The organism is Streptomyces sp. NRRL F-6676, from assembly GCF_000725625.1.
GTDB lineage: Bacteria > Actinomycetota > Actinomycetes > Streptomycetales > Streptomycetaceae > Streptomyces.
In genome coordinates this window covers 112231-135513 of the sequence record NZ_JOHS01000019.1, presented here as the reverse complement: position 1 = coordinate 135513, position 23283 = coordinate 112231, and the positions used below count along the sequence as shown (strand labels likewise).

Sequence of the window (23283 nt, the reverse complement as noted above, 5' to 3'; positions counted from 1 at the left end):
GGACCGGTACCTGCACCACCTGCGGACGACCCCTGCCCCGCCCTCGGAGAAGCCGCAGACAGCCCAGAACCTGACGAAGCACTACTAGGGCCTGTCGTTCGGATCACCCCGCGTCTGCGACCTGATCCGAACGACAGACCCTAGAGCCGCTCCGCGGCGCCCGTGAAGAGGGCGACCGCGTCGGCGGCGAGGGAGTCCGCCAGGCCGACGGGTGCCCTGCCGGAGGTCACCAGTACGGCGATGCCCTGGAGCATGGCGACAAGGAGCAGGCGGAGCCGCTCGGGGTCGCCCGCCGGGAGCACCCCGGCCGACTGCGCCTCGCGGATCACCTCGCCCACGGCGGCGAACAGCCGCAGGGCCCCCTCCCCCATCTCCACCGGCTCCCCGCCCTTCTTCTTCTCGAACATGACGTCCAGCAGGGCGCTGTCGTGCACCGCGAACCGCACGTAGGCGAGGGCCATCGCCCGCAGCCGCGCCTCGCGGTCCGGTCCGGCGTCCGCGACGGCGCCGAGCATCTCGTCGCCGAGCCGCACGAACCCCGCCTCCGCGAGGGCGTCGAGGAGCGCCTGCCGGTCGGCGAAGTGCCGGCGCGGCGCGGCGTGGCTCACGCCCGCCCGCCGCGCGAGCTCCCGCAGCGACAGCCCCTCGGCACCGTCTTCGCGCAGGGTGCGCTCGGCCTCCGCGAGCAGCGTGGTCCGCAGATGGCCGTGGTGGTAAGGGCGGGTCGTCATGGTCCGCAGTGTAACCACCGTGTTTGCACCGCCTACTTTTCCTTCCCCCGCCCCATTGTTTCCATTGACTACATAAGTTGGCTCCGCCTACATTGTTTGCCATGACTACATTCACTGTCCGGGACATTCCCGACCTGACCGGCACCACCGCGCTCGTCACGGGCGCGAGCAACGGCATCGGGCGGTCCGCCGCCCACGCGCTGGCGGCGGCCGGGGCCCGGGTGGTCCTCGCGGTGCGCAGCGCCGAGCGGGGCAAGGAGGCCGCCGCGGGCATGCCCGGCACGACGGAGGTCCGGGTCCTCGACCTCGCCGACCTGTCCTCGGTGCACGCGTTCGCCGCGGGCTGGGACGGCCCCGTCGACCTGCTGCTCAACAACGCCGGCACCTCGGCGCGGTCGCTGACCCGCACCGCCGACGGCTTCGAGCTGATGTTCGGCGTCCATCATCTCGGCCACTTCGCGCTGACCAATCTGCTGCTGCCGCACCTCACCGGCCGGGTGGTGACGGTCGCCTCGCAGGCCGAGCGGATGGCCCGGCTCGATCTCGACGACCTCCAGTGGGAGCGGCGGCCGTTCAGGGCCTCCCGCGCCTACAACGACTCCAAGCTCGCCAACCTGCTCTTCACGGCGGAGCTCCAGCGCCGGCTGACCGCCGCCGGCTCCGGGGTGCTGGCGCACGCGGCCCACCCCGGCCTGGTCGCGACCGGCATCTACCCCAGCGGGGGGCGTCGCCCGTCCGACCTGATGCTGGCCCTCACGCTCCGGCTGCTCGCCCAGAGCCGCGACCAGGGCGCGCTCCCCCTGCTCCACGCCGCCGTCGCCGATCTTCCCGGCAACAGCTTCACCGGGCCCTCCCACCTGGCCCACATGCGCGGCGCGCCCCGGCTCATCCCCCGCTCGGCCACCGCGCAGGACCCGGCTCTCGCGGCCCGGCTCTGGGACGTCTCGGCACACCTCACCGGTGTCTCGTTCCCACTCTGAGACGCCCCGTGACTCCGGGCACGGCCCGCCGGGTCCCGCCGCGGCCGCGGGTCAGCCGACCGCGCCGGCGTCCGCCCCGTGCCAGCCCGACGCCCACAGCCGGCCGGGGGCCGTCTCGCCCCGCAGGACCGCCGCCGAGCGCCGCGCGAACGCGGCGAACGGGGTGGGCCGGATGCCGAGCCGTGCGAACGCCTCGACCTGGACCCGGGACTCCGGGCCGCCCTCCCGGCGGAGGCGGAACAGGTCGCCGAGGTCGTCGGCGAAGCGCGGCGGGATGCCCCCGTCGACGAGCCGGCGGCGCTTCACCTCCGGGTCGATGTCGACGTACCGGATCGGCCTGCCGACCACCGAGGTCAGCACCTCGCACACCTCGTCCATGGTCAGCGCCTCCGGCCCGGTGAGGTCGTGGACCTCGCCCTCGTGCCCCTCGCCGGTCACGATCGCGTGGACGGCCTCGGCGACGTCCTCGACGTCGACCGGCGCGAGCCGGGCGGTGCCGAGCGGCTGGGCGAGCGTCCCGTCGGCCAGCATGGTCGGCACCTCGCGGTAGTAGACCTGCATGAACTGGCTGGGGCGGAGCAGCGTCCAGCCCAGGCCGGACGTGCGCAGATGCCCCTCGATCTCCGCGTGCAGGCGCAGGAAGCGGAACGGCGAGGCCGGGTCCGCCCCCATCCCGGACACCTTGACGACCCGGCGGACTCCGGCGGCGACGGCCGCGTCGACCAGGTTGATCTGCGCCTCGGCCATCCGGTCGTCGGCGCCGGAGATCAGGACGACCGTGCCGACGCCGTCCAGCGCGGCGGGCAGGGTGCCCGGCACGAGCAGATCCCCCTCCACCACCTCGACCTCGCGCGCGTCCCCCCAGGCCCGCGGCCTGAACGGGTCGCGGACCAGCGCCCGCACGCCCACCCCCCGGCGGGCGAAAGCCCGCACCACGGCCGATCCGGTCAGCCCGGTCGCTCCGGTGATGAGAATCATCGGTGACTCCTTCGTCCTCGTCGCGGGGGCCCGTCACGGCGCCCCCCTCGGTCACACGGGGACCGCCGCTGCGGCCCCTCGCCCGTACTGACGAGGCGCACCCGCGAAACTGACCGCGCCCCCGGGAATCCGGGCGCGCGGCCCGGTGTTGTGGGCGCCGTGACGTCGCCCGCACCCGCCTCCGCCCCCTCCGCCTCCGCCATCGGTGCCGACTGGCGCGCCATCGACGCGCGGCACCGGCGGGAGCTGCTCGGGCACTGCTACCGGATGCTCGGTTCGCCGTTCGACGCGGAGGAGGCCGTGCAGGAGACGATGTTGCGTGCCTGGCGCGGGCAGGGCACGTTCGCCGGGAAGTCCTCGCTGCGGGTGTGGCTGTTCCGGATCGCCACACATGTGTGCCTGGACATGCTCCGGCAGCGGCCCCGGCGGGAGCGGCCCGTCGACGTCACCGGGGCGGGGGACGCGGGCTCGCCGCTCGGCGAGGCGGACGAGAGCCGCTGGGTCCAGCCCGCGCCCGACCGCTGGCTGCTCCCGGCGGGCGACGACCCCGCCACCACCGCCGTCCTGCGCGACTCCGTCCGGCTCGCCTTCGTCGCCGCGCTGCACACGCTGACGCCCATGCAGCGCGCCGCGCTCATCCTGCGGGACGTCCTCCGGCTCACGGCGGAGGAGACCGCCGGCCTGCTCGACATCACCGTACCGTCCGCCAACGGACTGCTGCGCCGCGCCCGCCGCCGTCTCGCGGACAGGCCCGCCGCCGGGATCCCCGCGGCGGAGCTGACCGACGAGCAGCGCACGCTCCTCGCCCGCTTCACCGATGCCTTCGAACGGCACGACGTCCCCGCGCTCACCGCACTGCTGCACGAGGACGCGACCCTGTCCATGCCGCCGTACGCGCTCTGGCTGGCGGGCCGCGCCGAGATCGCCCGGTGGTTCCTGCGCGACCCGGGCCCGTGCCGGGGCGCGCGGGCCGTGCCGGTCGGCGCCAACGGCTCACCGGCCCTCGCGCTCTACCGCCCCGACCCCCGCGACGGGACCTTGCGCCCCTTCGCCCTCCAGCTCCTCACCGTCGAGGGCGACCGGATCGCCGCCCTCGACACCCATCTCCAGCCGGACCTGTTCCCGCTGTTCGGCCTCCCGGCCGAACTCACACCTCAGCGCATCAGCACCCCGGCCCCCTCCCCCACGTCCTCCGACGGCACCGCGAGCAGTCCGAGCTCGGTGGGCGAGGCCAGGAGCGGGTGGGAGGGGAGGATGCGGACCGTGTAGCCGAAGGGGCCCGCGCGGTCCAGGGAGAGCGGGCCCTCGTACACCCAGCGGCCCTCCTCGCCGCCGCCCGCCGGTTTCAGCGGGACCACCGACGCGTCCGTGATGCGGTCCTCCGCGTCGACGCGACCCGAGACGACCTGTACCTCGACGTCGTCCGGCGCCAGCTCGCCGAGGCCCACCCGGACCCGTACCCCCAGGGACGCGCCCAGCTCGGCCCGGTCCGCCCGGTCGGCCGCCGAGGACGTCTCGACGTGCTCGACCGTGACCCGCGACCAGGCGCCCCGCACCCGCCCCTTCCAGGCGGCCAGCTCACGCGCCGCCTCCGGGGTGAGCGCCCGGTGGGCCCGGGCGGCGGGGGCGTACAGCCGCTCCACGTACTCCCGGACCATCCGCCCGGCCAGCACCTTCGGACCGAGGTGGGTGAGGGTCTGGCGGACCATCTGGATCCAGCGGTCGGGCAGCCCGTCCCGGCCCCGCTCGTAGAAGCGGGGCGCGACCCGGTGCTCCAGCAGGTCGTACAGCGCCGCCGCCTCCAGCTCGTCGCGCCGGTCGTCGTCGGTGGCGGCGCCGTCCGCCGTGGGTATGGCCCAGCCGAAGTCGGGCTGGTACCACTCGTCCCACCAGCCGTCCCGCACCGACAGGTTGAGGCAGCCGTTGAGCGCCGCCTTCATCCCGCTGGTGCCGCACGCCTCCAGCGGCCGCAGCGGGTTGTTCAGCCACACGTCGCAGCCGGGGTAGAGCTTCTGCGCCATCGCCATGCCGTAGTCGGGCAGGAAGACGATGCGGTGCCGCACCCGGGGGTCGTCGGCGAACCGGACCAGCTCCTGGATCAGCCGCTTGCCGCCGTCGTCCGCGGGGTGCGCCTTGCCCGCGACGACGATCTGCACCGGCCGCTCCGGATGGAGCAGCAGCTCCATCAGCCGGTCCCGGTCGCGCAGCATCAGCGTGAGCCGCTTGTACGAGGGGACGCGGCGGGCGAAGCCGATGGTCAGCACGTCCGGGTCGAGGACGTCGTCGATCCAGCCGAGCTCGGCCGTGCCGGCGCCGCGCTGCCGCCAGGAGGCGTGCAGCCGCGTCCGCACCTCCAGCACCAGCTTCTCGCGCAGCACCCGGCGCAGCTCCCAGATGTCCTGGTCGGCGATGTCCGCGACCGAGTCCCAGCGGTCGGAGCCGCCCACGGTCATGGCGTCCTCGGCGCGCTGCGCCCCGATCTGCCGGGCGCCGAGCCGGACCACCTCGGGCGCCACCCAGGTCGGCGCGTGCACCCCGTTGGTGACGGAGGTGATCGGCACCTCCTCGGCGTCGAATCCCGGCCACAGTCCGGAGAACATCTCCCGGCTGACCTGGCCGTGCAGCAGCGAGACCCCGTTGGCCCGCTGCCCGAGCCTGAGCCCCATCACGGCCATGTTGAACAGGTTGGGCTCGCCCCCGGCGTAGCTCTCCATCCCCAGGTGGAGGATGCGGTGGACGTCGATGCCGGGCAGTTCGGCGCCGGGGCCGAAGTGCCGGGCGACCAGCTCGCGGTCGAAGCGGTCGATGCCGGCCGGGACGGGGGTGTGCGTGGTGAACACCGTGCCGGCGCGGACGGCCTCCAGGGCGGCGTCGAAGTCGAGCCCGGCGTCGGACAGCTCGGCGATCCGCTCCAGGCCGAGGAACCCGGCGTGCCCCTCGTTGGTGTGGAAGACCTCCGGTGCGGGGTGGCCGGTGAGCCGGCAGTACGTGCGCACCGCGCGGACACCCCCTATGCCGAGCAGCATCTCCTGGAGCAGCCGGTGCTCGCTGCCGCCGCCGTAGAGCCGGTCGGTGACGTCGCGCTCGCCGAGGTCGTTCTCCTCGACGTCGGAGTCGAGCAGGAGCAACGGAATTCTGCCGACCCGGGCCAGCCAGATCCGGGCGGTCAGCCGGCGCCCGCCGGGCAGCGCGAGGGTGACGTGGCACGGCGTGCCGTCCTCCTCGGTGAGCGGGGCGAGGGCCAGCTCGTGCGGGTCGAGCACCGGATAGTGCTCCTGCTGCCAGCCGTCGCGGGAGAGGGACTGGCGGAAGTAGCCGTGCCGGTAGAGCAGGCCGACGCCGATCAGCGGGACGCCCAGGTCGCTGGCGGCCTTGAGGTGGTCGCCGGCCAGGATGCCGAGGCCGCCGGAGTACTGCGGCAGCGCGGCCGTGATGCCGAATTCCGGCGAGAAGTAGGCGATCGCGGCCGGCAGCTCGGCCGACTGTGCCTGGCTCTGGTACCAGCGGTCGCCGCTCGTGTAGTCGGCGAGGTCGTCGGCGGCGGCGGTCAGCCGGCGCAGGAACCGGCGGTCCCCGGCCAGCTCGGCCAGGCGCGCGGACGGGACGCTGCCCAGGAGCCGCACGGGGTCGCCGCCCACGGCGGCCCACCGTTCGGGGTCCACGGACCGGAAGAGATCACGGGTCTCGGCCTGCCACGACCAGCGCAGATTACGGGCGAGGTCGCTCAGCGGCTTGAGGGCGTCGGGGAGTACGGGACGGACGGTGAACCTGCGGATGGCCTTCAAGAGTCCCACCTTCACCAGGGGCGTACGCGGCTTCGGGGCGCACTGTGCGTGCGTCCCTCGTCACTCACGACGGTAACGGCGCCGACGGCCGGGCAACCACGGCGCGGGGCGGCGCGTTGCGTCAGTACCGCGCACGGGGCGAAGAAAACACACCGGATACTCCGCCCCCATCCCCCTCTTCCGCCCCCGCCCGCGCCTGGCCGGGTCCTTCCACGCGCTTCCATGCGCTTCCACGCCCGTTCACGCCCGTCCGCGCCCGTCCGCGCCCCTCCGCTGCGGCAAAATTCGGCCGCTTCTCGAACATGGCCGACTCGACCGGGTTTGAACGTAGACATACGCGTGAGTAGTTAACAAAGTGCCGGATTGCTCACCCGAACAGGGTGGGAAGGCTCCTCCGGTACGTCCCGCAGGCCCCGCACCACACACCACACCCGCCAGCCGCCCACTCACGTTCGCAGCGGACAGGAGCGGTCATGCCCGCCACGCACCACACGTCGGCAACCCCGACCACCGGCTCCCCCGGCACCACCGGCCCCGCCGGCACCACCAGCGCCGGTCCACCGGGCCCGGGGACATCCGCGCCGGGCGCCACGCCCGGGGCGGCCCCCGCGCACACCAGTTCGATATCCAGTTCGACGCCCGGGTCAACGCCCGGTTCGAGTCCCGGTTCGGCACTCGGTTCGGCCGCGACCTCGGCCCCGGCCCCGGCCTCGGCCCCGTCGGCCGACTCACCGACGGCCTCCTCCCCGTCGGCCCCCGCCCCGGCCGCCCCCGTCGTCGGGCGCATCCCCGTCCTGGACGTGGCGCCGGCCGTCCTGCGCGGCCGGCGGCCGGCCAAGGCGGTGGTGGGCGAGGAGTTCGAGATCTCGGCCACCGTCTTCCGCGAGGGCCACGACGCCGTCGCCGCCAACGTCGTCCTGACGGACCCGGAGGGCCGCCCGGGTCCCTGGACCCCGATGCGCGAGCTCGCCCCCGGCACCGACCGCTGGGGCGCCCGGGTCGCGGTCCCGGCCGAGGGGCGCTGGACGTACCGGGTGGAGGCCTGGGGCGACCCCGTCTCCACCTGGCGGCACAACGCCGGGATCAAGGTGCCCGCAGGGCAGGACACCGCGCTGGTCCTGGAGGAGGGCGCCCTGCTGTACGAGCGGGCCGCCGAGGGCCTGCCGGTGGGATCAGCGCAGGCCGGGGCGGTGCTGCGCGCCGCCGTGGCGGCCCTGCGCGACACCGGCCGCCCGCCCGCCTCTCGGCTCGCGGCGGCGCTCACCCCCGAGGTGGACCGGGTACTGGCCCGCCACCCGCTGCGGGACCCCGTCAGCGCCTCGGAGGAGCTGCCCCTCCAGGTGGAGCGGGAGCGGGCGCTGTACGGCTCCTGGTACGAGTTCTTCCCGCGCAGCGAGAACGGGGGGCTGGACCCGTCGGCGCACGGCACGTTCCGGACCCCATCGGCACCACCTTCCGCAAGGGTCCCAACAACACCCTGTCGGCCGGCCCGGACGACGTGGGCGTGCCGTGGGCGATCGGCTCGCCCGAGGGCGGTCACGACGCCGTCAACCCGGCGCTCGGCACCCTGGAGGACTTCGACGCGTTCGTCGCCCGGGCCGGGGAACTGGGCCTGGAGATCGCCCTGGACTTCGCGTTGCAGTGCTCCCCGGACCATCCGTGGGTGGAGAAGCATCCGGAGTGGTTCCACCACCGCAGCGACGGCTCGATCGCGTACGCGGAGAACCCGCCGAAGAAGTACCAGGACATCTACCCGATCGCGTTCGACGCGGACATGGACGGCATCGTCACCGAGACGGTGCGGGTGCTGCGGCACTGGATGGCGCACGGGGTTCGGATCTTCCGGGTGGACAACCCGCACACCAAGCCGGTGGTGTTCTGGGAGCGGGTGATCGGCGAGATCAACGGCCGCGACCCGGACGTCATCTTCCTGGAGGAGTACCTCGACAGCGAGAAGTACCAACTGCGGCCCCGCGACTGGGCCGCCGCCGAGCGCGAGGGGCGCAGCATCGCCGGGCTGATCACCGAGCTGAACGCGATACGCAGGCGCAGTCCGGCGCTCCGGCAACTGCGCGACCTGCACTTCCATCACGCCGACAAGGAAGAGGTCATCGTCTATTCGAAACAGCGGGGATCGAACACGGTTCTGGTGGTCGTGAACCTGGACCCGTACCACACCCAGGAGGCGACGGTGTCGTTGGACATGCCGCACCTCGGCCTCGACTGGCACGAGGTGATGCCGGTGCGCGACGAGCTCACCGGTGACACCTACTCCTGGGGCAGGGCCAACTATGTGCGACTGGAGCCGGGCGACAGGCCGGCACACGTGCTGACCGTCCTGCGACCGGACCGGGACCCGGACTGGTTCAAACGCGCCGTCTTCTACGAGGTCCTGGTCCGCTCCTTCCAGGACAGCAACGGCGACGGCATCGGCGACCTCAAGGGGATCACCGCCAAACTCGACTACCTCCAGTGGCTCGGCATCGACTGCCTGTGGCTGCCGCCCTTCTTCAAGTCCCCGCTGCGCGACGGCGGTTACGACGTCTCCGACTACACGGCGGTGCTGCCCGAGTTCGGGGACCTGGCGGACTTCGTGGAGTTCGTGGACGCGGCCCACGTCATGAACCACACCAGCGATCAGCACCCGTGGTTCCAGGAGTCCCGCAAGGACCCCGACGGCCCCTACGGCGACTACTACGTCTGGGCCGACGACGACAAGCAGTACCAGGACGCGCGGATCATCTTCGTCGACACCGAGGCCTCCAACTGGACCTTCGACCCGGTCCGCAAGCAGTACTACTGGCACCGGTTCTTCTCCCACCAGCCCGACCTGAACTACGAGAACCCGGCCGTGCAGGAGGAGATGATCTCCGCGCTGCGGTTCTGGCTGGACCTGGGGATCGACGGCTTCCGGCTCGACGCGGTGCCGTACCTCTACCAGGAGGAGGGCACCAACTGCGAGAACCTCCCGGCCACGCACGAGTTCCTCAAGCGGGTGCGCAAGGAGATCGACACCCACTATCCGGACACCGTGGTGCTGGCGGAGGCGAACCAGTGGCCGGAGGACGTGGTCGACTACTTCGGCGACTACAGCACCGGCGGCGACGAATCCAGTGGGGGATCTTCCTGCGCAACCACGACGAGCTGACCCTGGAGATGGTCACCGACGAGGAACGCGACTACATGTGGGCCGAGTACGCCAAGGACCCCCGCATGCGCGCCAACATCGGCATCCGCCGCCGCCTCGCGCCCCTCCTGGACAACGACCGCAACCAGATCGAACTGTTCACCGCGCTGCTGCTCTCCCTGCCCGGTTCGCCGATCCTGTACTACGGCGACCTGGCCTTCCTGCGCGAACACGGCGACGACCTCGTCCTGTGCGTACACAACTTCTCCCGCTTCGCCCAGCCCACCGAACTCGACCTCCAGGCCTTCCAGGGACGCCACCCCGTCGAACTCATCGGCGGGGTGCGTTTTCCGGCCATCGGGCAGCTGCCGTATTTGTTGACGCTGGCGGGGCACGGGTTCTATTGGTTCCGGTTGCGGAGGGACGCCGGCTGAGCGTCGGGCCGGGGCGTACAGGGTGCCCCGGGGGCGTACGGCGTGCCCCGGGGGCGTGCGGGGAGCGGGCGAAGGGCCCGTACACACGCCCCACGCGGGCTCGCACGCGGGCCCACCGAACCGGTACACGCACGTGGCAGGCCCCGGCGGGGCGTTTCCCTCGCCCTGCCCGGGGCACGCAGTAGAGACACCCCGACCATCCCGGGGAAAGGACGCACGCCATGTCGGAAGCCGTCACCCGTGCCACCACCGTCACGACCAGCCCCGGCCTCCTCGCGTCCCTCGACCCGCTGCTGCGCGAGTGGCTGCCGCGGCAGCGGTGGTTCGCGGGCAAGGGCCGCCCCGTCACCGGGTTCTCGCTGGTCGCCGCCACCGAGCTGCTGCCCGTCGGCTCCCGGCTCGGCCTGCTCCACCTCATGGTCCGCGCCCACCAGCCCGCCGCCCAGGGCTCCCCGGCCCACCCCGGCGACTGCTACCAGCTCCTCATAGGCGTGCGCGAGGTGCTGCCGCCCCGGCTGGCACCCGCGCTGATCGGCCACGCGGAGCGGGGCCCGCTCGCCGGACGGACCGTCTACGAGGCGCTCTACGACGCCCGCTGCGCGGAACTGCTCCTGGAGGCGATACGCACCCGGGCCCGCATCGGCGCGCTCCGCTTCGAGCGGGACGCGCGCCAGGAGATACGCGAGGAGCTGGTGCCGCGGGTGGCGACCGCGGAGCAGTCGAACTCCTCGATCATCTATGGAGATACGTTCATCCTGAAGCTGCTCCGGCGCATCGTGCCGGGCATCAACCCCGACCTCGAACTGCCGCTCGCGCTGGCCCGGGAGCACTGCCCGCGGGTGCCGGCGCCGACGGGATGGCTGCTGGCGGACCTGGCCGACGGGGTGCCGGCGGAGCGGTCCGGCTTCGCCTCCGGGGCCGACCCCGCCGAGGAGCCGTACGTCCTCGGTGTGCTGCAACCCTTCGTGCAGGGCGCCTCCGACGGCTGGGAGCTGGCGCTGCGCGAGCTGGCCAAGGGCGAGGACTTCGCCGCCGAGGCGCGGGCGCTGGGCCGGGCCACCGCCGAGGTGCACACCGCGCTGGCCCGCGCGCTGCCCACCGTCACGCTGGGGCATCCACAGATACGGCCGCTGGTGGACGGCATGACCGAGCGGCTGGCGTCGACCGCGCAGGCCGTACCCGCGCTCCGGCCGTACGCCCCCGCGCTGCGCTCCGCCTTCGACGCGCTGGGCGCCCTCGCCGCCGAGGGGCGCACCTGGACCGCGCAGCGCATCCACGGCGATCTGCACCTGGGACAGTGCCTGCGGTCGGCGTCCGGATCATGGTCGCTGATCGACTTCGAGGGCGAGCCGTCCAAGCCGCTCGCCGAACGGCGGCTGCCGCAGCCGGTGGCCCGCGACATCGCCGGGATGCTGCGCTCCTTCGACTACGCCGCCCACTCCGTGCCGTCCACCGACCCGTCGGCCGCACCGCGCGCCGCCGACTGGGCGGACGCGTGCCGGGCGGCGTACTGCACCGGGTACGGGGAGGTCGCGGGCGTCGACCCGCGCACCGAGCCGGTGCTGCTGCGGGCCTACGAGACCGACAAGGCGGTCTACGAGGTCCTGTACGAGGCCCGGCACCGACCGGACTGGCTGCCCGTGCCGATGGCGGCGGTGCGCAGGCTGGCCGCCGATGCGTCGTCGTGACGCCGATCTGACGCCGCCGTGTCGCCGCCCTGACGCCGCCGTTCTTCCCGCCGACGCAAACGCCGACGCAACCGCCGCCGTACCCGCCGAGGAGGCCCCGCCCGTGACCCCCCGCTCTACCTCCGACGACAGCACCCCCCAGAACGGCGCCACCGGAAGCCCGGCAGGCGGCGGCAAGAAGGCTGCCGCCGGGAAGAAGGCGGCGGGCAAGGAGACGACGAGCAAGAAGAAGGAGACCGCCGCGAAGAAAGCGGCCGTCGGCAAGAAGGCGGCCGTCGCGAAGAAGACGGCCGTCGGCAAGAAGGCGGCTGTCGCGAAGAAGGGTGCCGTCGCCAAGACGACGGCCGTCGCGAAGAAGGCCGCCGTAGCCAAGACGACGGCGGCGAAGAAGACCGTCGCGAAGAAGGCCGCGCCGAAGACGGCCGCCCCGAAGAAGGCAGCAGTAGAGAAGAAGACTGCCGTCGCCAAGCCCCCGGCGAAGAAGCCGGTACCGGTGAAGAAATCCGTACCGGCGAAGCAGCCGTCCGCACCGAAGCCGCAGTCCACCACCCCCGCACCCGCAACCACCCCCTCCCCCGTGCACGGCGAGGTTGCCGTCTCCCCCGCCGTGCACGCGGAGGACCGCGCGCGGCTGCTGGACGGCACGCACCACGCCCCGCACTCCGTGCTCGGGGCGCACCCCGTCTCCGGCGGGGTGGTGTTCCGCGCGCTGCGCCCGTACGCGCGGGCGGTGACCGTGGTCACCGGCGAACTGCGGGCCGAGCTGCACGACGACGGCGACGGGTTCTTCACCGGTGTGCTGCCGCTGCGCGAGGTGCCGGAGTACCGGCTGGTCGTCGCGTACGAGGAGACGACGCTGGAGACGGAGGACGCCTACCGCTTCCTGCCCACGCTCGGCGAGTTCGACCTGCACCTGATCGGCGAGGGCCGGCACGAGGAGCTGTGGCGGGTGCTGGGCGCCGAGCCGATGACGCACCAGGGCGTGCCGGGCACCAGGTTCAGCGTGTGGGCGCCGAACGCGCGGGGCGTACGCGTGGCGGGAACCTTCAACTTCTGGGACGCCACCGCGTTCCCGATGCGCTCGCTCGGCTCCTCCGGGGTGTGGGAGCTGTTCGTGCCGGGGATCGGCGAGGGCGAGCTGTACAAGTTCGAGATCACGCGCCCGGACGGCTCGAAGACGCTGCGCGCCGACCCGCTGGCCCGCCGCACCGAGGTGCCGCCCGCCACCTCGTCGGTCGTCATGGCCTCGCACCACGAGTGGGACGACGCGGAGTGGCTGGCGCGGCGCGGCGGACGCCCGGCGCACGAGGCCCCGTTCTCGGTCTACGAGGTGCACCTGCCGTCCTGGCGTCCGGGCCTCACGTACCGGCAGCTGGCCGACCAGCTCCCCGCCTATGTCGCGGAACTCGGCTTCACGCACGTGGAACTGCTGCCGGTGGCGGAGCACCCCTTCGGCGGCTCCTGGGGCTACCAGGTCACCGGCTTCTACGCCCCCACCGCGCGCCTGGGCACGCCCGACGACTTCAAGTACCTGATAGACGCGCTGCACCGGGCCGGGATAGGCGTCCTGATGGACTGGGTGCCGGCGCACTTCCCGCGCGACGCGTGGGCGCTGGCGGAGTTCGCGCAACGAGGTGCGCAACTTCCTCGTCGCCAACGCCGTGTACTGGTGCGAGGAGTTCCACATCGACGGCCTGCGCGTGGACGCCGTCGCCTCCATGCTCTACCTGGACTACTCGCGGGAGCCGGGCCAGTGGACGCCGAACGAGCACGGCGGCCGGGAGAACCTGGACGCGGTGGCGTTCCTCCAGGAGATGAACGCGACGGTGTACCGCCGCTGCCCCGGCGTCGTGACCGTCGCCGAGGAGTCCACGGCGTGGGACGGCGTCACCCGGGCCACCCACCACCAGGGCCCGGGCGGCTTCGGCGGGCTCGGGTTCGGGCTGAAGTGGAACATGGGCTGGATGCACGACTCGCTGGACTACATGAGCCACGATCCGATCCACCGCAAGTACCACCACAACGAGATGACGTTCTCGATGGTGTACGCGTACAGCGAGAACTACGTGCTCCCCATCTCGCACGACGAGGTGGTGCACGGCAAGGGCTCGCTGGTGAGCAAGATGCCGGGCGACTGGTGGCAGCAGCGGGCCAACGAGCGGGCGTACCTCGGTTTCATGTGGGCCCACCCCGGCAAGCAACTGTTGTTCATGGGCCAGGAGTTCGCCCAGGGCGCCGAATGGTCGGAGGCACACGGCCCCGACTGGTGGCTGCTCGACCCGGCCTACGGCGCGGAACCGGACCACCGCGGCGTACGCGACCTGGTACGCGACCTCAACACGGTCTACCGCGACACCCCGGCCCTGTGGGAACGGGACGCCTCCCCCGACGGCTTCTCCTGGGTGACGGGGGACGCGGCGGAGGACAACGTCTTCGCCTTCCTCCGCTACGACGCGGAGGGCACCCCCCTCCTTGTGGTCTCCCACTTCTCCCCCGTGACCCGGGAGAACTACCGCCTGGGCGTCCCGGAGGACATCCCGGCCTGGCACGAGGTCCTCAACACGGACGCGACCCCGTACGGCGGCTCGGGCGTCCACAACCCCCACCCGGCGAAACCGGCCCCCCACCCCTGGCACGGCCGCCCCGCCAGCCTCACCCTGACCCTGCCACCACTGTCGACGGTGTGGCTGCGGCCGGCCTGAGACATCGATTCGGCTTCCCGGGCTGCGATCGCCTCGGGTACGGAGAGGGCCTTGATGCCGGGCGCCGGCATCAAGGCCGAGGAAGGGCGCGAGGGGAATCGAACCCCGAACTCCTGCCGCTAGTCTCAAATCGACGCGCCGAGCATGCATGGACGCGACTCGTGGACCACCTCACCTTGCCGCCATTCCCCCGAAGGGAATATGGGCGATATTTACCATAAACTCTCCTTAGTGCCTCCGTGTTGCCCAACGCACCGAATTGCCACCGTCAACCGATCTCCCGCACAGCGGCGAGGGGCACTGCCCGGCGCATGCGTGTTCCCGGCCGGCCGGCACCCGCTCCACGAGCCTCCCGCACAGGCCGCCGGAGGCCACCTGCCCAGTGATTACTGGGCAGTTGACCTCGGCGTTTCGTGGTAGCGTCCTCCCTCTGAGGGACACTGCAACCTGAAAGGGAAAGCGTGAACACGGAGAAGATCGCCGCTCGCCGCCTCTCGCTGGAAGAGGTGACGAAGCTCGGCGCGCAGGACAGGTTTTTCGTTTCCGCCGACACGGCAGAACTCAAGCTTCCCGACTGCTATGTCCCTGCTTTTCTGACCAAGCCCGGCGGGGATTTCGAGGGCGGCTCGATCACGGCGCGGACCGTCTTCCAGGAAGAGGTCTCCTGCCTTCCCGACGACGAGAACGAAGCCGGCGTCTACGTGGCCGACGAGAACGGCCCGGTGACCATCGAGGTCCTCCAGTCCGCCGGTGTCGTGCTGGACCTGGCGCTTTTCGTCCCCGGTGGGGACAAGGGTTCCCTCACGGCCCTCTACGCCGCGGCCCGGCAGGCGTTCGGCGCCGACATCGTGCAGATCTGGCGCCAGGGCCTCAAGGAGGTCCCCGACGTGAAGGTCGACATCTTCGAGGAGCAGATCCCCCGGGGCCGCAAGGGGACCGACAGCCCCAAGCGCGACCGCCGCGCGATCGACACCTACCCCACCCGCGCGGACTTCATCGAGTTCTCCGCGGGGTGGAAGCCGGTCGTCGAGATCCACCGGCCGGTCGTCGACGACACCCCGACCATCTGAGACGGCGTCACGTCTGATCGCGGCCGTTCGGCAGGTCGTTCCGGGTGAGGTCGGTGCCGCGGGCCGGGTCGCACCGGGCGGCGTCAGTCGCCCAGTACCGCCAGGGCGTCGACCTCCACGAGCAGTCCCGGCGGAAGCTGCATGTAGACGGTGGTACGGGCGGGGAAGGGCTCGCCGACGGCCGCCGCGTACGCCTCGTTCATCTCGGCCAGGTGGGCGGGATCGGTGAGGTAGACGCGGAGCATCACGACGTCCTCCAGGCCCGCGCCCCCTGCCTCGAGCACGGCGGTGACGTTGCGCAGGGTCTGCGCGGTCTGCTCGGCGACCGTGGTCCCGACGACCTCGCCGGTGTCCGGGTCGAGCGGGAGCTGTCCGGAGACCTGGAGGACGGGGCCTTTGCGGATGCCCTGGGACAGCGGGGCCGCGAGGGCGGGCGCGTTCTCGGTGGCGATGACGGTTCTGGTCATGGTGTGTGTCCTTGGAGAGGGTGGCCGCGCGGTCAGCGCCAGGCCTGTCGTTCCTGGCCGCGCGGGTCGTCGGCCTGGGTCCACTCGGCGTCGATGCGCATGGTGACGCGGTGTTCTGCGTCGTACGGGTCCCAGCCGGGGTCGCCGGTCCTGGCGAACCGGATCCATGCCTCGTGCATCCGGGAGGCGAGATCCGCGGGGGGCTCGTCGGGGCCGAGCAGGGCGGCGGGGCCGTGCAGCTGGGGAAGACCGGCGACGTCGAAGACGAACGGCAGCTCGACCGCGTGGGTGGCGCCCAGCTGTCCGTCCAGGGCGTGGGAGCGCCAGGCGAACTCGTAGGCGTAGGTGGCGGATCCGGGTTGGGCGGCATGCGCGTCGGCCAGGGCCCAGCTCCCCGCGCCGAACAGCGCGTCACCCAGGATGGCGGAGCGCAGCTCGCCGAAGGACGCCCCGGGGCGCGTCGTACGGTACGTCTCGACCAGTCGCGCCGGTTCCGGGTGCGAGCGCGCCGCCGTGTCGTCGACGTCACCGCTGGTGGAGGTGGCGTACGTGCCCACCGGGACCAGGTAGAGGTGTCCCTCTTCGGCGTTGGTCCCGATGAGCAGGTCGACGCCGGCGCCCAGGCCCGCGGCCGCGGATTCGGCGGGCTGTGTGTCGAGGACCAGGCTGAAGGGGCTGAGTCCGACCAGCGGGTCGTGGTGCGTCTCGGTCCGCAGGTCCAGGCCCACGAGCCGGGAGGCGGCCTCGACCAGGCTCTCGTCCGAAAGCTCCGCGAAGGCGTCGATGTGCGGCTCGACGCCCAGGGCCTCGGCCGCCGCCCGGGTGACGCGCGCGGCCTGCTCGGTGGTGAACGCGCCCAGGCCGCTGCCGCTCTGGACGATCGCCCGGTGGAAGAGGCCGTCGGCCTCCGGGGTGGCGAGGACGCCGCCGACGATGGTCGCCCCGGCCGACTGGCCGAAGAGGGTCACGTTGTGCGGGTCACCGCCGAAGGCGGCGATGTTCTCCCGCACCCAGCGCAGCGCGGCGACCACGTCGAGCAGGCCGCGGTTGGCGGGCGCGCCGGGGATGTCGAGGAACCCGGCGATGCCGAGCCGGTAGTTGAGGGTGACCAGGACGACGCCGTCGCGGGCGAAGGCGGAGCCGTCGTACAGGGCCGACCTCGTCGATCCGGCGACGAAGCCGCCGCCGTGGACGAAGACCATGACGGGCAGGGCGCCGTTCGCACCGGCGGGCGCGTGGACGTTGACGGTGAGGTAGTCCTCGCCGCGGCTCCATCCGGCGCCGAAGTAGGGGGACATGTCGACGCTGCCGAGCTTGCGCTCGGACTGCGGCGCGTTGGGTCCGGGCACGGTGGCGTCCCGGACGCCGTCCCACGGCTCGTGCGGCAGGGGCGGCGCGAACCGGCCGGCGCCGCGGGGCGGGGCGGCGTAGGGAATGTTGAGGAAGACGGCGGTGCCGCCCTGGCGCAGGCCGCGGACGGCTCCCTGCGCGGTGGTCACGACGGGCTCGGGGTGATGACTCATGTCTCGTGTCTTTCCGCGGGTCTCAGACCTGCTCGGTGTACGGGGCGAAGGGGGCCCAGCCCTTGATGGCGAACGTGTTCCCCTGGCGTGCCACCTCCGCGGCGCCGTGGCCGCCCAGATGCGCGGGGATCACGAGGGCGTTGTTGTCGGCCGCCCAGCCCAGCACCTCGCGGCGGGTGGCGCGGGCCTGGGCGGGGTCCTCGCAGAAGCAGCTGTTGGCGTCGGGCTCGAGGATCTGCACGGGGCTGTGCAGCATGTCGCCGACGAACACCGCGCGGTCCGTCCCGGAGGTGAGGGTCAGTACGGAGGAGCCCGGGGTGTGTCCGGGGGCCGAGCCGAGGCGGAGGTCGGCGTCGATCTCGTGGCTGTCCTCCCACAGCAGCGTCTGGCCGGCCTGATGCACCGGGGCGACGCTGTCCTCGAAGACGTTCTGGTTGCCGCGGCCGAGCATGGGCTCGTGGCCGTTCTCGGGATTCCAGAAGTCGAAGTCGGCCTTCGGCATCAGATAGGTGGCGTTGGGGAAAGTGGGAACCCACTGCCGGCCGTCCAGATACGTGTTCCAGCCGACGTGATCGATGTGGAGATGCGTGTTGATCACGATGTCCACGTCCTCGGGCGCCACGCCGGCGCGCGCGAGATTGGCCAGGAAGCCCGTCTCGAGCCGGTTCCAGACCGGCGCGTACGGGCGGTCCTTGTGATTGCCCACGCCGGTGTCGACCAGGATCGTCTTGCCTCCGCTGCGCAGCAGCCAGGTCTGGATCGCGGTATTGACGATATTGGTCTCGGAATCGAGGAAATGCGGTGCCAGCCAGGGAGTGCCGTCGTTCCACACTTCCTTCGTGCTCTCGGGGAAGAAGGTGTGGGGCGTCATGTCGACGGCACCGAAGTACTCCCACACCCGTGTGACGGAGACGTTTCCGAGCGTGATCTGTTCCATGGGGCATCCTTGGGGAGGTGGCTTGGGGAGGTGGAAGGTTCCTCTCGACCGTAGGAGCGGCCCCGGGGCGCCCGGTATCCGTCACGTGACTGCACCTGCGCCCGGGCCGCTCACACGACCGCGCCCGCCCACGGCCGGGCACCCGGTCCGGCCGCTTGTAGCCTGAACGGGCCGAAACAGGGCGGCCTTCGACCGAGGGCCGCGATACCGGGAGACTCCGTGGACGAGCACACAGGCGACCGCGGCGCGGTCATGGGACCGGAGCCGGACCCGGGGGAGCCGGTCGTCGGCCGGGACCGGGAACTGGCACGCCTCTTCCGTGCGGTGGACTCGGCGTCGGGCGACAGGGTGCTGATGCTCGCCGGTGAGGTGGGCACGGGGAAGAGCGCACTGCTGGAGCACGCGGTACGCCGGGCCGAGGCCGGCGGGGCCCGGGTGCTGCGGGCCGAGGGAAGCGAGTCGGAGTCCAGCCTGGCGTTCTCCGGACTGCACCAGTTGCTGCGGCCGGTGCCGGCCGAGGTGGACGGACTGCCGGCAAGGCAGCGCGCCGCGCTGCGGGACGCCCTCGGCGAGGGGCCGGCCACGACGGGACCCGATCTCATGCTGGTCGGGGTCGCCGTCCTGAGCCTGTTGTCGGGCCTGGGCGACCGCCGTCCGGTACTCGTGGTGCTGGACGATGCGCAGGGGCTCGATCACGCCTCCCTGAACGCGCTGGCCTTCGCCGCCAGACGGCTGGAGGGCGAACCGGTCACGATGCTGATCGGGGTGCGTGACGGGGACGACCTGCCGGGATTCGACCGTCATGTGCCGATGCTCACCCTGGGACCGCTCGACGAGGCCGCGGCCAACCGGCTGCTGGACCTGCAACCGAAGAGCCCCACCGGGCACACCAGGTCGCGCATCCTCGACCAGGCGGGCGGCAATCCGCTGGCGCTGGTGGAACTGGCCAGGACGGCCTCGGCGGAGGAGACGGCCGCGGGGCTGTCGTCCGCGGGTCCGCTTCCGCTCACCGGTCACCTGGAGCGGATCTTCGCCGCACGCCTGCACGGCCTCCCCGCCGCCACCACGCGGGCCCTGTTGCTCCTGGCCGCGATGGACGGCGCCGACTCCGCGACCGCCGTCCCGGCGGGCCTGCCCCGCGCCGAGGACCCGGCCTGGCCGCCGGCCGAGCGGGCCGGGCTGGTCCGGCGGACGGGCCGGCGGGTCCGGTTCCGCCACCCGCTGGTCCGGTCCGCCGTGTATCACGCCGCGTCCCCGGATGCCCGGCGCGAGGCCCACCTCGCGCTCGCCGGGATGCTGGGGGACGAACCGGACCGGCGTGCCTGGCACCTCGCCGCCGCCTGCCCGCATCCGGACGCGGCGGTGTCGGCGGAGCTGGAGCGGACCGCCGGCCGGGCCCTCGGCCGCGGCGGCCATGCGGCGGCGGCCCGGGCCCTGCAACGCGCCGCGGAGCTCGCACCGCGGCGCGAGGACAGTGCCAGGCTGCTGGTCGAGGCCGCCGCGGCGGCCGTGTTCACCGGAGACATCGCCTGGGTCGAGGAACTGACCGCCGCGGCACGCACGCGCACGGACGAGGCGGCCCTGCTGGCCTCCGCCGCCGTGCAGGCCGGACGGCTGGCGGTCCTGACCGCGCGGCACACCGTGGTCTTCGCCCGGCTGGCCGACGCGGCCACGAAGTGGGCCCTCTCCCAGCCCGCGGCCGGGCTGGAGTTCGTGGCCCAGGCCGCCGTGGTCCGCTTCTACGCCGGGGAGGACGCCCAACTCCACCGCATCCGGGACATCCTGCGGCGCCTTCCGGAGGACGCCTCGTACGCGGGCGTGCGCGCCTGGGTGCGGGCGGTGTCGGACCCCTACGACGACCGGGCCCGGCTCGTCTCCCTGCTGCCAGAGGTGGCTGCCGGGGCGGAGGGCCGGCCGGAGCTGCTCACCGCCGTCGGGATCATGGCGTGGATCCTGGACGAGACCGCGCAGGCCGTCCGCGCCTTCGACGAGGCCTTCGACCGCTGGGAGGCGCGGGGAGCGCTGCCCGAGGGGCTGGGCGGCGCGGTCGCCTGGGCCTATGTGGAACGCGGACGGTGGGGACAGGCCCGTGAGGCCTGCGCCCGTATCACCGCGGTCGGCCGGGCGGCCGGTCTCGACCACGCCGTCGCCTGCGCGGCCACCGTGGACGCCACCCTGTCGGCCTTCCAGGGCGACGCGTCCTCGGCGCGTACCCGGGCCGAGGAGGCGCTCGCCCTGGTCGATCCGCTGGAGAGCCGGTCGGTCGCCGTCTACGCCCATCGCGCGCTCGGTGCCGCGGCAGCCGCGGAAGGCGCCTACGAGAGCGCGTACGGCCACCTCCGCGCGGTCTTCACGGCGGACGGCGCTCCGGTGCACTACCACGCCTCCTACCCGGCCCTCGCGGATCTGGCGGCCGCCGCTGTGCGCTGCGGCCACCACGCGGAGGCCGCCCTGATCGTGGAGCGTTCGGCCTCGGCGCTGGCGGACGACGCCTCACCCCGTCTGCGCGCGCTGATCGGCCGGGCCCGTGGCCTTCTGGCGGGCCCCGAGGACGCCGAAGCGCACTTCCGGGCGGCCCTGGCGGATCCGGTGCTGGAGTACTGGCCCTTCGAACGCGCGCAGACCCTGCTCGACCTCGCCGAGTGGCTGCGGCGCCGCCGGCGCATCGCGGAGGCGCGCGGTCCGCTCACCGAGGCCCTGGAGACCTTCCGTCGCCTGGGCGCCCGCCCGTGGATCGAGCGGGCCCGGGCCGAATCACGGGCCGCCGGCCTCGACGTCACGGAAGCCGCCCCGGACGCGCTCGCCGAGCTCTCCCCGCAACAGCAGCAGATCGTCCGGCTCGCCGCGCGCGGCCTGACCAACCGCGAGATCGGCGAGAAGCTCTTCCTCTCCCCGCGCACGGTCGGCTCGCACCTCTACCGCAGCTTCCCCAAGCTGGGCATCACCGCCCGTTCCCAGCTGCGCGGCCTCATCGAGGAGGCCCCCGCGACGGCGGCCCACCAGGGCTGACGGCGGCCGCCAGGAGCGGGCCGCCCGGCCGCGGAAGCAGTCACATGACGCATACCGTGCGCCGTCGCGCCGGGCCAGACTGGCTGCCGGGGCGAAGCGAGCCCCCTCCTCGTACCGGGACGGGGACGGCCGGCACGACGAGCGAACGGGAAGCCACGGTGACAGCGAGGACAGCGTCGCTATGGGAGCGGGTCGCCACGGCCGACCCGGGGCTGCTGCGGCTGACCGCCGGGCTGCGTGCCGTCCTCGGCCTCGCCCTCACCCTGGCCGCGCTGGCGGTACGGCAGCAGTCCTCCGTCGCGCTCCTGGCCGGCGGCTTCACCGCGGTGGTCACCTCGTTGGCGAGCAGCGACCCGCACCCCCGCAACCAGTTCCGCACCCTGCTCGCCGGGGTTCCCGTCACCTTTGCCGCCCTGTCGGCCGGGAGCCTGCTGGCGCCGTATGTCGTCGCGTCCCACCTGGCCTTCCTGGTGCTGATCTTCGTCGCGGTCTACGCGCGTCGCTTCGGGCGGCTCGGCATGGACCTCGGGGTCTTCGCCTTCATGGCCTACTTCCTGTCCCGGTTCGCCGACATCCGTCCCGCTCAACTCCCGGGCTTGACCGAGGCGGTGGCCCTGGCCTTCGCGGCGGCCGCGGTCACCCGTGCCTGTCTGGTGCCCAGGACGTCCCGCGGGATCCTGAGACGTCTGAGGGCGGCCTTCGACAGCCGTCTCCGTGCGGCGCGGCAGGCCACGTCGGACCTGCTCGCGGACGGCGGAGCCGGCGTCCGCGGAGTCGCACGGCGTCTCGACCGGCTGCACTCGTGTGCGCTGCTGCTCCAGGAATTCCTGTACGAGGCCCCTGCCGGGCTGCTCCACGACACGACGGCGGAGCGGGAGCGGACGGCACGTGCGGACGCGGCCGCGCAACGCCTCGGCGTACTCGCCATCCGTTCGGCGGAGGGCTCGGCGAAGTCCTCCGCCGGCGCGGCGGGGGAGGTGGACACCGCGGAGCTGATCGACCGGGCGGAGCGCGACCGTACGGCGCTGCGTCCGGGGGCGGCACGGCACGCGGGCCCCCGGCGGTACACGACGCGGCAGGCGTTCCAGGTGACCGCCGCGGCCGCGCTGGCCGTACTCGGCGGGCATCTTCTCTCCCCCCACCTGTGGTACTGGGCCGTGGCCACGGCATGGGTCGTCTTCATCAACGCCGAGCACACCGGGGACGTCCTGTTGCAGAGCGGGCGGCGGCTGGTCGGCACCGTCGCCGGGGTGCTGTTCGGCTACGGCCTCGCCGCTCTGGCCGACGGGCACCTCGCCCTGGCCCTGGTCTTTCTCCTCGCCTGCGTCTTCGGGATGTTCTACACCCCCTCCGGCAGCTACTGGGCCGTGACCTTCTTCATCACCGGCTCGCTCAGCATGGTGCTCGCCGCCCTGCGCACGCTCTCCCCGCACCTGCTCGCACTGCGCGTCCAGGAGACCGTTCTGGGGGCCGGGTGCGGGATACTGGCGGCCTCGCTGGTCGCTCCCGTGGCTGTCCGCGCGGTCGCCTACACGCGTCTGGGAGAGCTGCTCTCCCTTCTTCGCCCGCTCGTGCGCTGCGCGCCGCGGACCGGTGTCCCGGAGCCCGCACTGGACGCGCACGCTCTCGACCGGGCGTTGGAGGCCTTCCGCACGGCCTGCCGTCCCCTGGTGCATCCGCTCAATCCCCACCGCGCCGAGCGCGCCCGGGTCCGCCGTGTCCTCGCACACGTGGAAGCCGTCTCCTTGCAGGTGCGCGGCCTCGCCGCCGAGACCGCACCCGACAGCTGTCGGCCGGCAGCGGCCCGCTCCCCCCGGTGAACGGTCCGCCGGCCCGGGACGGAGCCGGGACG

At 73.0% G+C, this 23283-nt stretch carries 13 protein-coding genes and 3 pseudogenes; 9 read left to right on the top strand and 7 right to left on the bottom strand.

Features of this window, described 5'->3' with window-relative positions:
• Positions 1-140: 140 nt before the first annotated feature.
• Positions 141-731 (bottom strand): TetR/AcrR family transcriptional regulator, encoded by a 591-nt coding sequence (locus tag IO29_RS15525; protein WP_051708038.1) that lies wholly within the window; start codon positions 729-731, stop codon positions 141-143.
• 101 nt (positions 732-832) lie between these two features.
• Between IO29_RS15525 and IO29_RS15520 the strand changes: the two genes are divergently transcribed.
• Positions 833-1711 (top strand): oxidoreductase, encoded by an 879-nt coding sequence (locus IO29_RS15520; protein ID WP_030383416.1) that lies wholly within the window; start codon positions 833-835, stop codon positions 1709-1711.
• Positions 1712-1762: 51 nt separating this feature from the next.
• Here IO29_RS15520 and IO29_RS15515 read toward each other — a convergent pair whose 3' ends face one another.
• Positions 1763-2689 (bottom strand): SDR family oxidoreductase, encoded by a 927-nt coding sequence (locus IO29_RS15515; RefSeq protein WP_051708039.1) that lies wholly within the window; start codon positions 2687-2689, stop codon positions 1763-1765.
• A gap of 159 nt (positions 2690-2848) precedes the next feature.
• On the opposite strand from IO29_RS15515, the gene IO29_RS36640 reads away from it, so the two are divergent.
• A complete protein-coding gene (locus IO29_RS36640) occupies positions 2849-3958 on the top strand; it encodes an RNA polymerase subunit sigma-70 (RefSeq protein WP_234307711.1) in 1110 nt (369 codons plus the stop codon).
• On the opposite strand, the gene IO29_RS15505 is transcribed toward IO29_RS36640, so the two are convergent.
• Together IO29_RS15505 and IO29_RS38940 are read right to left on the bottom strand one after the other, a co-directional pair.
• The gene (locus IO29_RS15505) at positions 3844-6474 is read right to left on the bottom strand and encodes a glycosyltransferase family 1 protein (RefSeq protein ID WP_030383419.1); all 2631 of its coding nucleotides are present in this window, start codon (positions 6472-6474) and stop codon (positions 3844-3846) included. The two genes, IO29_RS36640 and IO29_RS15505, sit on opposite strands and share 115 nt — an antisense overlap.
• Positions 6475-6841: 367 nt before the next feature.
• Complete coding sequence (locus IO29_RS38940; protein ID WP_199808926.1) at positions 6842-7348, bottom strand: hypothetical protein; 507 nt, start codon at positions 7346-7348, stop codon at positions 6842-6844.
• Here IO29_RS38940 and IO29_RS36635 point away from each other — a divergent pair.
• From IO29_RS36635 to IO29_RS15480, 5 genes and pseudogenes are all read left to right on the top strand, one after another.
• Positions 7275-8821, top strand: a pseudogene (locus tag IO29_RS36635) (maltotransferase domain-containing protein); the annotation flags it as partial. The gene IO29_RS38940 and the pseudogene IO29_RS36635 sit on opposite strands and share 74 nt — an antisense overlap.
• A pseudogene (locus tag IO29_RS39450) lies at positions 8801-10035 on the top strand (alpha-amylase family glycosyl hydrolase). The pseudogenes IO29_RS36635 and IO29_RS39450, both read left to right, overlap by 21 nt.
• A 221-nt stretch (positions 10036-10256) precedes the next feature.
• Complete coding sequence (locus IO29_RS15490; RefSeq protein ID WP_030379961.1) at positions 10257-11723, top strand: maltokinase N-terminal cap-like domain-containing protein; 1467 nt, start codon at positions 10257-10259, stop codon at positions 11721-11723.
• 103 nt (positions 11724-11826) lie between these two features.
• Positions 11827-14425, top strand: a pseudogene (glgB, locus tag IO29_RS15485) (1,4-alpha-glucan branching enzyme).
• Between the two features lie 461 nt (positions 14426-14886).
• On the top strand, positions 14887-15495 hold the full coding sequence (locus tag IO29_RS15480) for a hypothetical protein (RefSeq protein WP_030379963.1): 609 nt from the start codon (positions 14887-14889) through the stop codon (positions 15493-15495).
• 83 nt (positions 15496-15578) lie between these two features.
• On the opposite strand, the gene IO29_RS15475 is transcribed toward IO29_RS15480, so the two are convergent.
• From IO29_RS15475 to IO29_RS15465, 3 genes are read right to left on the bottom strand one after another with little or no spacing between them, the layout of a single operon-like run.
• Positions 15579-15962: a RidA family protein gene (locus IO29_RS15475; protein WP_030379964.1), complete on the bottom strand. Its 384-nt coding sequence runs from the start codon at positions 15960-15962 to the stop codon at positions 15579-15581.
• A gap of 32 nt (positions 15963-15994) precedes the next feature.
• The gene (locus tag IO29_RS15470) at positions 15995-17485 is read right to left on the bottom strand and encodes a carboxylesterase/lipase family protein (protein ID WP_030379965.1); all 1491 of its coding nucleotides are present in this window, start codon (positions 17483-17485) and stop codon (positions 15995-15997) included.
• Between the two features lie 22 nt (positions 17486-17507).
• Positions 17508-18422: an MBL fold metallo-hydrolase gene (locus IO29_RS15465; RefSeq protein ID WP_030379966.1), complete on the bottom strand. Its 915-nt coding sequence runs from the start codon at positions 18420-18422 to the stop codon at positions 17508-17510.
• Between the two features lie 219 nt (positions 18423-18641).
• Between IO29_RS15465 and IO29_RS15460 the strand changes: the two genes are divergently transcribed.
• Both IO29_RS15460 and IO29_RS15455 read left to right on the top strand, forming a co-directional pair.
• Positions 18642-21431: a helix-turn-helix transcriptional regulator gene (locus IO29_RS15460; protein WP_030379967.1), complete on the top strand. Its 2790-nt coding sequence runs from the start codon at positions 18642-18644 to the stop codon at positions 21429-21431.
• 158 nt (positions 21432-21589) lie between these two features.
• Positions 21590-23251, top strand: a complete 1662-nt coding sequence (locus tag IO29_RS15455) for an FUSC family protein (RefSeq protein ID WP_051707891.1) — start codon at positions 21590-21592, stop codon at positions 23249-23251.
• Positions 23252-23283 lie beyond the last annotated feature (32 nt).

What these genes read in the sequence shown, in the direction of transcription:
- IO29_RS15525 (WP_051708038.1), bottom strand. Translation starts at nt 731, where the DNA reads ATGACGACCCGCCCTTACCACCACGGCCATCTGCGGACCACGCTGCTC.
- IO29_RS15520 (WP_030383416.1), top strand. Translation starts at nt 833, where the DNA reads ATGACTACATTCACTGTCCGGGACATTCCCGACCTGACCGGCACCACC.
- IO29_RS15515 (WP_051708039.1), bottom strand. Translation starts at nt 2,689, where the DNA reads ATGATTCTCATCACCGGAGCGACCGGGCTGACCGGATCGGCCGTGGTG.
- IO29_RS15490 (WP_030379961.1), top strand. Translation starts at nt 10,257, where the DNA reads ATGTCGGAAGCCGTCACCCGTGCCACCACCGTCACGACCAGCCCCGGC.
- IO29_RS15475 (WP_030379964.1), bottom strand. Translation starts at nt 15,962, where the DNA reads ATGACCAGAACCGTCATCGCCACCGAGAACGCGCCCGCCCTCGCGGCC.
- IO29_RS15470 (WP_030379965.1), bottom strand. Translation starts at nt 17,485, where the DNA reads ATGAGTCATCACCCCGAGCCCGTCGTGACCACCGCGCAGGGAGCCGTC.
- IO29_RS15465 (WP_030379966.1), bottom strand. Translation starts at nt 18,422, where the DNA reads ATGGAACAGATCACGCTCGGAAACGTCTCCGTCACACGGGTGTGGGAG.